The organism is Nocardioides abyssi (assembly GCF_030412915.1).
Classification (GTDB): domain Bacteria; phylum Actinomycetota; class Actinomycetes; order Propionibacteriales; family Nocardioidaceae; genus Nocardioides; species Nocardioides abyssi.
On sequence record NZ_JAUHJR010000003.1, the window covers coordinates 56,913 to 68,371 of the forward strand.

The 11,459-nt window shown below is 74.5% G+C and carries 11 protein-coding genes; all 11 read right to left on the reverse strand.

Going from position 1 to position 11,459, the window contains the following annotated elements; translation table 11 throughout:
- Positions 1–8: 8 nt before the first annotated feature.
- The gene (locus QWY29_RS09315; RefSeq protein WP_300960453.1) at positions 9–1,394 is read right to left on the reverse strand and encodes a DUF2254 domain-containing protein; all 1,386 of its coding nucleotides are present in this window, start codon (positions 1,392–1,394) and stop codon (positions 9–11) included.
- An 80-nt stretch (positions 1,395–1,474) separates the two neighbouring features.
- Positions 1,475–2,863: an RsmB/NOP family class I SAM-dependent RNA methyltransferase gene (locus QWY29_RS09320; RefSeq protein ID WP_300960454.1), complete on the reverse strand. Its 1,389-nt coding sequence runs from the start codon at positions 2,861–2,863 to the stop codon at positions 1,475–1,477.
- A gap of 13 nt (positions 2,864–2,876) precedes the next feature.
- Positions 2,877–3,287, reverse strand: a complete 411-nt coding sequence (locus QWY29_RS09325; RefSeq protein WP_300960455.1) for an MmcQ/YjbR family DNA-binding protein — start codon at positions 3,285–3,287, stop codon at positions 2,877–2,879.
- Positions 3,288–3,291: 4 nt separating this feature from the next.
- The gene (gene fmt / locus QWY29_RS09330) at positions 3,292–4,218 is read right to left on the reverse strand and encodes a methionyl-tRNA formyltransferase (RefSeq protein ID WP_300960456.1); all 927 of its coding nucleotides are present in this window, start codon (positions 4,216–4,218) and stop codon (positions 3,292–3,294) included.
- Between the two features lie 3 nt (positions 4,219–4,221).
- The gene (gene def / locus QWY29_RS09335) at positions 4,222–4,767 is read right to left on the reverse strand and encodes a peptide deformylase (RefSeq protein WP_300960457.1); all 546 of its coding nucleotides are present in this window, start codon (positions 4,765–4,767) and stop codon (positions 4,222–4,224) included.
- A gap of 176 nt (positions 4,768–4,943) precedes the next feature.
- Positions 4,944–6,998, reverse strand: coding sequence for a primosomal protein N' (locus tag QWY29_RS09340; protein WP_300960458.1), 2,055 nt, complete (start codon positions 6,996–6,998; stop codon positions 4,944–4,946).
- A gap of 546 nt (positions 6,999–7,544) precedes the next feature.
- Complete coding sequence (gene metK / locus QWY29_RS09345) at positions 7,545–8,747, reverse strand: methionine adenosyltransferase (RefSeq protein ID WP_300960459.1); 1,203 nt, start codon at positions 8,745–8,747, stop codon at positions 7,545–7,547.
- A gap of 103 nt (positions 8,748–8,850) precedes the next feature.
- Positions 8,851–10,044 (reverse strand): bifunctional phosphopantothenoylcysteine decarboxylase/phosphopantothenate--cysteine ligase CoaBC, encoded by a 1,194-nt coding sequence (gene coaBC, locus QWY29_RS09350; RefSeq protein WP_300960460.1) that lies wholly within the window; start codon positions 10,042–10,044, stop codon positions 8,851–8,853.
- A gap of 70 nt (positions 10,045–10,114) precedes the next feature.
- Positions 10,115–10,447, reverse strand: coding sequence for a DNA-directed RNA polymerase subunit omega (rpoZ, locus tag QWY29_RS09355; protein WP_300960461.1), 333 nt, complete (start codon positions 10,445–10,447; stop codon positions 10,115–10,117).
- Between the two features lie 66 nt (positions 10,448–10,513).
- Positions 10,514–11,083: a guanylate kinase gene (gene gmk, locus QWY29_RS09360; RefSeq protein WP_300960462.1), complete on the reverse strand. Its 570-nt coding sequence runs from the start codon at positions 11,081–11,083 to the stop codon at positions 10,514–10,516.
- Complete coding sequence (gene mihF / locus QWY29_RS09365) at positions 11,080–11,406, reverse strand: integration host factor, actinobacterial type (RefSeq protein WP_300960463.1); 327 nt, start codon at positions 11,404–11,406, stop codon at positions 11,080–11,082. The genes gmk and mihF overlap by 4 nt, the downstream gene beginning before the upstream one ends.
- Positions 11,407–11,459 lie beyond the last annotated feature (53 nt).

Below are 11,459 nucleotides of genomic sequence, written 5' to 3' on the forward strand. Positions count from 1 at the left end.
CCCGAGCGCTACCGACCGGGCGGCTGTCGCGCGGTGACGTGCTCCGCCGGGTCGGTGCGGTCGGCGCGCACCGCCAGCAGCCGCTCCCGGTCGGCCGGGGCGAGGTCGGCCCGCTCGACCGACTCCGTGACCAGGCGCAGCTGCTCCTCCAACGCGGGCACCCGGTCGGTCCGGTCGACCTGCTCGGCATGGGCGACGAGCATCCGCAGCGTCCGCATGAGCGCCGCCAGCACCTGGGTCTGCGAGCCGGCGCTCTGGCGCAGCTGGTCGAAGGCGTGCCCGACGTACTCCTCGTGGGTCAGCACCCACGGACGCAGCAGCAGCCGGTCCCCGTCACCGCGCACCGCCGTGGCCGGCGGGTCGACGGCCAGCAGCCGGCGCACCAGCCCGCCGACGCGCAGCACGACCTCCACGGCGGTGGTCGGGTCGTTCACCGCCGGGCTGAGCGCCCGCAGCCCGACGTCGACGAGCTGGCGCAGCGCGAAGTCGACGTCCTGCTGCATGGTGCGGACCTCGTCGACGGTGACGGTGGCGGCGACGGCGCGGGTCACGCGGCGTACGTCGTCGGGCCGGGGCGTCACGGAGGCCAGCACCTCGCCCTCGTGGACGTAGGCGCCCGTCCGCGTCTCGAGCCGGACCGTGCTCCCGGGCGGCACGGCGCGGAGCAGCAGCCGGGTCGACGCCTGGGTCACCCACCCGTCCCGCTCGGCCAGCACGTGCAGCGCCTGCGGGTCGAGCGAGGTGACGTCGTGCTCCGCGGCGTCCTCGGTGTCGACCATCGCACCCGAGGACCGCTCCCACGCGGTCTGCCGCGCCATCGCCGCGAGCGTCTCCTCGCCCTCTTCCGCGATCGCACGCACGACCTGGCCCACCTGGAGCCGCCCGGCCAGGTGGTTCAGGTGGGCGATGATCAGCAGCACCGTCACCACGGTGAGCACGACCGCGGTCGTGAGCGAGAGCGCCGGCGCGTCCCTCGCCGACTCCTCGTCGACGTGGCGCAGCGTCAGCACGCAGTAGGTGAAGGTCGCCACGAGCAGGCCGATGACGACCTGGCTGAGCCGGTCGCGGATGAACGAGCGCATCACCCGAGGGGAGAACTGGCTGCTGGCCAGCTGGAGGCTCACCACGGTCAGCGAGAAGACGACCCCGGCGGTGGTGATCATCGCGCCGGCGACGGTGCTCAGCAGCCAGGTGGCCGCCGTGCTGCCGATCGACAGCGTCCACGGCCCGTCGGCCGCGCCGGGCCAGGCCTCGTCGAGCCGGGCGGTGACCTCGGCGAGCACGATCCCGGCGACCACCAGCAGGGCCGGCAGCTGGAAGAGGCTCTCCCGGAAGCGGTACCGCACCCCGGACCACCGCAGCACGCCCGCGGGGTCCGATGCCCTCGAGAACACCTGGCTCCACCCACCCTTCCGGTCCGACGGAACGACCGAGCCTATCCGCCGCGCGCCGTCCCGCAGGCTCCGAGCTCGTGTCAGGTGCGGCGCAGGAGCGCGAGGAACATCGCGTCGGTGCCGTGCCGGTGCGGCCACAGCTGGAGTGTGCCGTCGAGCGGGCCTGCGGCGTCCGGGACGTGGGGCAGCAGGCCGCTCGCGTCCTCCAGCCGTACGTCGCTGCGCGAGCCGACCACGGCCTCGACGACCTCCGCGGTCTCGGCCAGCACCGGCGAGCAGGTCGCGTAGAGCACCACGCCCCCGGGCCGGACGAGGTCGAGCGCCGAGCCGACCAGCGCCCGCTGCAGCGCCGCCAGGTCGGTGAGGTCCTGCGGCCGGCGGCGCCACCGCGCCTCGGGCCTGCGGCGCAGCGCGCCGAGGCCGGTGCAGGGCGCGTCGACCAGGACCCGGTCGAAGGTGCCGGGCCGGAACGGCGGACGCGTGCCGTCGGCCGCGAGCACGCCCGCAACCCCGTCGACGACACCACCGGGACCGCGGAGGTTGCGCGCGACGAGCCGGGCGCGGTGGGGCTGGCGCTCCCCCGCGACGAGCCGGGCGCCGCGGCCGGCCGCCACGGCGGCCAGCAGCGCGGACTTCCCGCCCGGCCCGGCGCACAGGTCGAGCCACCGCTCGTCGCGACCGTCGACGCGTGCGGCCGCGGCCACGTCGCCGACCAGCTGGGAGCCCTCGTCCTGCACGCCGGCACGTCCCTCGGCGACCGCCGGCACGGCGCCGGGGTCGCCGGACTCGAGCACCACGCCGTACGGCGACCACGGGGTCGGCTCGCCCGGCAGCTCCTCGCGGGTGGATCGGCCGGGCCGCGCCACGAGGGTCACCCGCGGCGGCTCGTTGTCGGCGGCGAGCAGCGCGTCCAGCTCGTCGGCCCCGACGGCGCGGCGCAGCTCCTCGACGACCCAGCGCGGGTGGCTGGCCGCCACCGACGCGTGGCCGGTCGGGTCGGCGTCGCGGGCGGGCGCGACCTCGGCGACCCACGCGTCGAGGTCGTGCGCGGTCACCTTGCGGAGCACGGCGTTGGCGAAGCCGGCCGCCCCCGGACCGACCTTGCTGCGGACCAGGTCGACGGTCGTGCTGATCGCCGCGTGGGCCGGCACCCGCATCGCGAGCAGCTGGTGGGTGCCGAGCCGCAGCGCGTCGAGCACCTTCGCCTCGACCTTCGCCAGCGACCGGTCGACGCACGCGGCCAGCACGGCGTCGTACGTCCCCTGCCGGCGGATCGTGCCGGAGACCAGCTCGGTGACGAACGCCGCGTCGCGGCCGGTCAGTCCGTGCTGCGCGAGCACCGAGGGCAGCACCAGGTTGGTGTAGGCGTCGTCGACGCGGACCGCCTTGAGCACCTCCCACGCCGCCAGGCGCGGGACGTCGAGCCTCGGCTTCTGCTTCTGCGTCGGGCTCGCCTTCTGCCGCGACACGGGTCGACGCCGGTCAGCCATCGGTGTCCCCCAGGTGCTCGCGGACCAGCCGCTTCGGCGCCCGCGCCGCCCAGGCGTCGGTGATGACCTCGCGCAGCTCCTCGACGTCGAGCTCGCCGAGCCGGGACTGGGAGACCAGCACCGCGCTGGTGCGCCGGAAGTGGTCGATGGTGAAGAACGGCAGCGAGGGGTCGGCGACGAGCGCCTCCTTGGCCTCCATCGACGGGGTCGTGACCACGAGCAGGTCGTCGTACGGCTCACCCGTCGCCGGGTCCACCGCGTGCCGGTCAGGCGCGCGGAAGAGCACGAAGCCGCGGCCGCGCACGACGTACGTCGGCCGGTCGCCCCATGTCACGCCGAGCTCGACCTCGGGCAGCGACCGGCAGATCGTGTCGACGTCGTCGGGTGTCGCGGGGCGGCCCATGCGCTCAGGCACCCAGGCGGGTGCCGGACTCCAGTCGTACGCCGCGGGCCCAGTCGGCGGCACCCATCTGCTTCTTGCCGAACGCCTTGACCTCGCCGAGCAGCACCGCGTCGGTGCCGGTGCCGACGAGCACGGCGTTCTTGCGGACCTCGAGGACGCCGGGCTCGAGCCGGGTGCCCTCCTCGATCGTCACCGGGCCGACCTTGAGCCGCTCGCCGGCGAGGGTCGACCAGGCGCCGGGGCCGGGCGTGCAGGCGCGGATGCGGCGGTCGACCGCGACCGCGGGCTCGGTCCAGTCGACCTCGGCGTCCTCGACGAGGATCTTCGGCGCGATGCTGAGGCCGTCCTCGGGCTGCTCGCGGGCGACCAGCGAGCCGTCCTCGATGCCGTCGAGGGTGGCGACCAGCAGGCCGGCCCCGCCCTCGGCGAGCCGACCGAGCAGGTCCCCGGCGGTGTCGGTGGGGCGGATCCGCTCGGTCATCACGCCGAACGTCGGGCCGGCGTCCATCGCCTTGACGATGCGGAACGTCGTCGCGCCGGTGACCTCGTCGCCGGCCCAGATCGCGTGCTGCACGGGGGCGGCGCCGCGCCACGCGGGCAGGCAGGAGAAGTGCAGGTTGACCCAGCCGTGCGGGGGGATGTCGAGGGCCGACTGCGGCAGGAGGGCGCCGTACGCCACCACCGGGCAGCAGTCGGGGCGCAGCGCCCGCAGCTGCTCCTGGAACTCCGGGTCGCGCGGGTGGTCGGGCTTGAGCACCGGCACACCGAGCTCCTCGGCACGCTGCGCGACCGGGCTCGCGACCAGCTTGCGGCCGCGGCCGGCCGGGGCGTCGGGACGCGTGACGACGCCGACCAGCTCGTGGTCGGACGCGGCGATCGCGTCGAGGGAGGGGACGGCCACCTCGGGGGTGCCGGCGAAGACGAGGCGCATGGGCTAGAGACCGAAACCGTTCGTGGGATGGGGACTGATCTTGACCTGGGGCTTCTCGAGGCCGAACCACTCGGACTCGCGGATCTCCTTCATCGCCGCCTTGCGCGCGGCCGCGTCGAGCCGGTCGATGAAGAGGACGCCGTCGAGGTGGTCGGTCTCGTGCTGGATGGCGCGCGCGAGCAGCTCCGAGCCGTGGATCGTCAGCGGCTCGCCGTGCATGTCGAACCCCTGCGCCACGACCGACATCGCGCGGCGGCACTCGTAGGTCAGCTCCGGGAGCGACAGGCAGCCCTCGAGGCCGTCCTGCACCTCCTCGGACAGCTCGAGGCGGGGGTTGACCAGGTGGCCGACCTCGCCGTCGACGTACCACGTGAAGACGCGCAGCCCGACCCCGATCTGCGGCGCCGCGAGCCCCGCGCCGGGGGCGTCGAGCATGGTGTCGGTGAGGTCGGAGACCAGCTGGCGCAGCTCCTTGTCGAAGTCCACGACCTCCACCGCGGGCTTGCGCAGCACCGGGTCCCCGAAGAGTCGGATCGGCTGGATGGCCACGGTTCTCCTGGCGGTCTCGGGAGGTCTGGGCAGGTCACGCCGCGGGTCGCGGCGCAGCGGTCCACTCTAGTGGGCCGGCCTCGTGCGGGGATCGTGGGTCGTGTGCCCCAGCACGTGCGTGCTCGCGTCCTCGGGCACACGACCCCGAGCGGCGGGTGGAGTAGCGGGCGGGACCCCTACAGCGAGTAGGGGTCGACCTGGATGCGGACGGGGTCGAGCTTGCGGGCGGAGCGGACTCGCTGGAGCTCGCCGAGGGCGCGCCCGAGGGCGGCGCCGTGGGCGCGGGGGACGCGGACGACGGCGCGGACCTCGGGCTCGGCCTGCTCCTCCAGCGAGGTGGGCACCGGGCCGAGCACCTCCCCCACGTCGGGCAGGGTCAGCAGCGTCAGCGCATCGTCCACCGCGCCCGGCTCGCCGGTGATCGTCGCCAGCCGACTGGCCGGCGGCAGGTGCGCCTCCTGCCGCTCCGCGGTCTCGCGGGCCGCGAAGCCCCCCGGGTCCCAGCGCACGAGCGCCTGCACGGCCGGGTGGGCCGGGTCGCCGACGACGAGCGCCCGTCCGCCGGGGCGGACCAGCCCGACCGCGTCGCACCAGCGCCGCAGCGCCTCCTCCTCGGTGCGCAGGTCGGTGCGCCCGAGCAGCAGCCACGCGTCGAGCAGCACGACGGCGGCGTACCCGCCCTCGGCCACCGGCTCGGCCCCCGGAGTCGCCACCACCACCCCCGGGCGGGCGTCGACGGTCGCCAGCACCCGGTCGCGCGAGCTGGTCAGCACGCGCACGCTCGGCAGCGCCCGGCCGAGCTCCTCGGCGGTGCGGGCGTCGCCGATGACCGGCGCCCGCAGCCCGCGGTGGCCGCACTCGCCGCAGCTCCAGCCGGGGACCTCCGTGCCGCACCAGCGGCAGGCCGGAGGCGTGGTCGGGCCGGTCAGCGCGAGCGGTCCGCGGCAGACGTCGCACCGGGCAGGGGTGCGGCAGCGCTCGCAGGCCAGCGCGGCGACGTACCCCAGGCGCGGGTTCTGCACCAGCACCGGCCCGTCGGCGACGGCCGCACGGATCGCCTCGAGCGCCTGGTGCGGCAGCCGGGCGGCACGGGCCAGCGGGTCGCGGCGCAGGTCGTGGTCGCTCGCGCCGGCGACGACCGTGCGCACGCGCTCGCGCACGACCGGTCGCGGGGCCGCGAGCTCGTGGGCCCAACCGGTCCGCAGGAGGTACTCCGCCTCCACGCTGCGGGCGAACCCGCCCACCAGCGCCGCCGCCCCCTCGCGCTCGGCGCGGAGCAGCAGGGTCTCGCGGGTGTGGGGGTACGGCGCCCGCGGCTCGGCGTGGAGGTCGTCGCCGTCGTCCCAGACCACGACCAGGCCGAGGTCGTGGACGGGCGCGAACGACGCCGCCCGCGTGCCGACCACGATCCGCCGGGTCCCGCGGCTGACGGCGAGGAAGTCCCGGTAGCGCCGCGCCGGCCCGGCGTCGGCGGTCAGCGTCACGTGGTGGTCGCCGCCGAGCAGGTCGGTGAGCGCCCGGTCGACCCGGTCGACGTCCTTGCCGTCGGGCACGCAGATCAGCGTCCCGCGGCCCGAGCGGCGGGTCGCCGCGGCCGCCTCGGCCAGCCGGCGGGGCCAGTCCTCGCCCGGCGCGACCGACCAGACCGCGCGCGGGGCGCCGCCACCGGCGAGGCGGGAGAGGTACGCCGCCGCGTGCTCGTAGGTGGTCCAGCCCGCGGCCTCGTCCGGCCAGGCGGGCGGCACCGGCGGCTCCGCCGCGGACGGCTGCTTCTCGGTCGTCGCGTGCCGCGGGGGGACGGCCAGCCGCAGCACGTCGGAGCGGGTGCCGGCGTACCGCTCGGCGACGGCGGCGACCAGGTCGGCGACGGCCGGGCTGAGCACCCGCTCGTCGCTCACCACCCGGCGCAACGGGGCCAGCCGGCCGGTGTGATCGGAGGTCGCGACCCGCTCGACCAGGTAGCCGTCGACGTCCTGGCCGGCGAACCGCACCTTGACGCGCACCCCCGGCCGCGCCGCCTCGGCCATCGACGCGGGCACGGCGTAGTCGAAGGGGCGGTCGAGGTGGGCCAGGCCGACGTCGACCAGCACCCGCGCCACCGGGTCGACCTCGGCCAGCTCGGCCTCGGCGACCTTGCGGGCGCGCGTCGCCCGGGCCTTGGCCTGCGACTCCTGGACCGTCGCCCGCAGCAGACCGGTCAGCAGCTCGGGCTGCTCCTCCGGTCCGCTCACGAGCCGAAGTCTCCCAGCGACCACCGACGGTGCGCTCGGGAGGCCCGCCGCTCCCCGCTGGTCGAGGAGGTTGCGCAGCAACCGTCTCGAGACCCGGCCACCCTGGTTGCGGCCTTGAGCCCCTCACGGGGTTTCGAGACAGGCGCCAGGGCGCCTTCCTCAACCAGCGGATCCCCCGCTGGTCGAGGAGGTTGCGCAGCAACCGTCTCGAAACCCAGCGACCGTGGTGGCGGCCCTGCGCCGCTCACGGGGTTTCGAGACAGGCGCCAGGGCGCCTTCCTCAACCAGCGGATCCCCCGCTGGTTGAGGAGGTTGCGCAGCAACCGTCTCGAAACCCAGCGACCGTGGTGGCGGCCCTGGGTCTCTCACCGGGTCTCGAGACAGGCGCCAGCGCGCCTTCCTCAACCAGCGGATCCCCCGTTGGTTGAGGAGGTTGCGCAGCAACCGTCTCGAAACCCAGCGACCGTGGTGGCGGCCCTGGGTCTCTCACCAGGTCTCGAGACAGGCGCCAGGGCGCCTGCCTCAACCGGCCGGAGGCAACCGGCCTCAGAGGCCGGCGGCGGCCTTGAGGGCGTCGGCGCGGTCGGTGCGCTCCCAGGTGAACTCCGGCAGCTCGCGGCCGAAGTGGCCGTAGGCGGAGGTCTTGGCGTAGATCGGGCGGAGCAGGTCGAGGTCGCGCAGGATCGCGGCGGGGCGGAGGTCGAAGACCTCGAGGACGGCCTTCTGGATCTCCTCGTCGGAGACCACGCCGGTGCCGAAGGTCTGGACGAAGACGCCGACCGGCTGGGCCTTGCCGATCGCGTAAGCGACCTGCACCTCGCAGCGGCGGGCGAGGCCGGCGGCGACGACGTTCTTGGCGACCCAGCGCATGGCGTAGGCGGCGGAGCGGTCGACCTTCGACGGGTCCTTGCCGGAGAAGGCACCGCCGCCGTGGCGGGCCATGCCGCCGTAGGTGTCGACGATGATCTTGCGGCCGGTCAGCCCGGCGTCGCCCATGGGGCCGCCGACGACGAAGCGCCCGGTCGGGTTGACCAGCAGGCGGTAGTCCTCCGACGGGATGGAGAAGGTCGCGAGGACGGGGTCGATGACGTTCTGCTTGATCTCGATCTCGAGCTTGGCGAGGTCGGTCTCCTCCGAGTGCTGGGTGGACAGCACGACGGTGTCGACGCGGACGGGGCGGTCCTCGGCGTCGTACTCGATGGTGACCTGGGTCTTGCCGTCGGGACGGAGGTTATCCATGACGCCGGTCTTGCGGACCTCGGTGAGCCGCTCGGAGAGGCGCTGGGCGATGACGATCGGCAGCGGCATCAGCACCTCGGTGTCGTCGCACGCGTAGCCGAACATCAGGCCCTGGTCGCCGGCGCCGCGACGGTCCAGCTCGTCCTCGGAGGTGCCGACGCGGGACTCGTGGCCGTGGTCCACGCCCTGGGCGATGTCGACCGACTGGCCGCCGATGGCGACCTGGACGCCGCAGGTGGTGCCGTCGAAGCCCTTCTCCGAGGAGTCGTAGCCGATGTCGAGGATGGCCTCGCGGACCAGCTCGGCGACCGGGGCGTAGGCGTTGGTCCGGACCTCGCCGGCCACGACGACCAGGCCGGTGGTCAGGAGCGTCTCCACGGCGACCCGGAGGTTCTCCTTGTCGCCGTCGTTGGCCATCAGGTAGTCGAGCACCGTGTCGCTGATGCGGTCGGCGATCTTGTCCGGGTGTCCCTCGGTCACGGACTCGGAGGTGAAGAGTCGTCCAGCCACGGTGCAGCTCCTGTCGATCGGGTGGTGCTCACGGTAGGGGGCGTCCCAGGTCGTGGGACGGCCGTCTCACGGTCGGATCCCCCATTCTGGGGAACGACCGGGGTCAATCCTGCAGGCGACGCGCGACCTGGTCCCAAATGGCATGGGCCAGGGCCGACTTGGACCCGCGCGGCACGTCGGTGGCGGTCCCGTCGGCGCCGAGGATGACCGCCTCGTTGTCGGGGCTGCCGAAGACCGCTCCGCCGCTCACGTCGTTGACGACGAGCAGGTCACAGCCCTTGCGCGCCAGCTTGGCGCGGGCCAGGTCGAGCACCGACCCGGTCTCGTCGCCGGTCTCGGCGGCGAAGCCGACGACCACCGTCCCGGCCCGGGGGCGGGAGGTGCTGATCTCGTGGAGGATGTCGGGGTTCTGCTGGAGCTCGATCGCCGGAGCCGAGCCGTCGGACGCCTTCTTGATCTTGGCGTCGCTGACCGCGAGCGGCCGGAAGTCCGCGGGGGCCGCGGCCATGACGACGGCGTCGGCGGAGGCGGCGGCCGGCACGACGACGTCGCGCAGCTGGCCGGTCGTCTCCACGCGCACGACCTTCACCCCGGCCGGGTCGGGCAGGGAGGTGTTGGCCGCGACGAGCGTGACCTCGGCGCCGCGGGCGGCGGCGGCGCGGGCGAGCGCGTAGCCCTGCAGGCCCGAGGAGCGGTTGCCCAGGAAGCGGACGGGGTCGAGGTACTCCCGGGTGCCGCCGGCGGAGACGACGACGTGCCGCCCGGCGAGGTCCTGGGCGGTGCCGGCACCCCGGGCGAGCACCTGGGTGCACAGCTCGAAGATCTCGCCCGGCTCGGGCAGCCGGCCCTTGCCGGTGTCCTTGCCGGTCAGCCGGCCCTCCGCGGGCTCGACGACGAGCACGCCGCGCTCGCGCAGCGTCGCGACGTTGGCCTGGGTGGCCGGGTGCTCCCACATCTCGGTGTGCATGGCCGGGGCCAGCACCACCGGGCACCGGGCGGTGAGCAGGGTGTTGGTCAGCAGGTCGTCGGCCAGGCCGTGGGCGGCGCGGGCGATCGTGTCGGCGGTGGCCGGCGCGACGACGACGAGGTCGGCGGACTGGCCCAGCCGCACGTGCGGCACCTGGTGGACGTCGGTCCACACGTCGGTCGCGACCGGCTTGCCCGACAGCGCCGCCCAGGTGGGGGCGCCGACGAACTCCAGCGCGGACTCGGTGGGCACGACGGTGACGTCGTGGCCGGACTCGGTGAACCGGCGCAGCAGCTCGCACGCCTTGTACGCCGCGATCCCGCCGGTCACCCCGAGGACGACAACGGGCCGCGTCCCCGGAGGGGGCGCGGCCGCGTGGTCGGAGCTGGTGCTCAGTGGATCACTCGCCGGGGTTGAACGACGCGTCGATGGCGGCGGCCTTGGCGGCGGCCTCCTCGGCTGCGAGCTCGGCGGGGTCGACGTCCTCGCAGGTCAGCAGGTCCTCGTTGATCTCGCGCAGCGCGATGGACAGCGGCTTCTCCTGGACGTGGGTGTCCACGAGCGGGCCGACGTACTCCAGCAGGCCCTCGCCGAGCTGGGAGTAGTAGGCGTTGATCTGCCGGGCGCGCTTGGCGCTGTAGAGGACCAGCTTGTACTTGCTGTCGGTCTTGGTGAGCAGGTCGTCGATCGAGGGGTTGGTGACACCCTGGGCGTCGATGTTGGGGGCAGACACGCGTGAAGCCTCACTGATCGGTGGATGGGTGCCCGACGGCGCAGCCGGCGCAGAGCGCAGCGCGGATCAGTCGAGCACCATCAAGGCTACCAACTCGTCCGCGGCAGCGTGAACTTCGTGGTTGACGATGGTGCGGTCGAACTCCGCCTCGGCCTCGAGCTCGGCGCGGGCGGTGGTCAGCCGGCGCTCACGCTCCTCCTCGGTCTCGGTGCCGCGGCCGACGAGCCGGCGCACCAGCTCCTCCCACGACGGGGGCTTGAGGAAGACGAAGAGCGCCTCGGGCATGGTCGTCCGCACCTGGCGCGCGCCCTGCAGGTCGATCTCGAGCATGGCGGGCCGGCCGGAGGCCAGCGCGAGGTCGACGGGCTGGCGGGGCGTGCCGTAGCGCGCGGCCTTGTGGACGACCGCCCACTCGAGCAGGTCGTCCTCCGCGATCATCCGGTCGAACTCCTCGTCGGAGACGAACCAGTAGTGCACGCCGTTGACCTCGCCGGGACGCGGCGGACGGGTCGTCGCGGAGACCGAGATCCAGACCTCGGGGTGGTGCTCGCGGATGTGCGCGGCGACCGTGCCCTTGCCGACGGCCGTGGGGCCGGCGAGGACGACGAGACGCGAACGGCGCTCGGGCTCGCTCACGCCTGACCGCGGGAGCCGAACTCCTTCTCGAGCGCGGCGACCTGCTTGGTCCCGAGCCCGCGGACACGCCTGCTCTCGGCGATGCCGAGGCGTTCCATCACCTGGCGCGCCCGCACCTTCCCCAGGCCCGGCATCGACTGGAGCAGGTCGACGACCCGCATCTTGCCGACGACCTCGTTCTCCTGGCCCTCGCGGAGCACGTCGACGATCGAGGCGCCGGAGTTCTTCAGCCGGTTCTTGATCTCGGCCCGCTCCCGGCGGGACGCGGCGGCCTTGTCCAGCGCCGCCTGGCGTTGTTCCGGCGTGAGGGGCGGGAGCGCCACGGGGCATGTCCTTTGGATCGGGCTACGGAGGGCAGGGTCAATCTAGTCAGAAC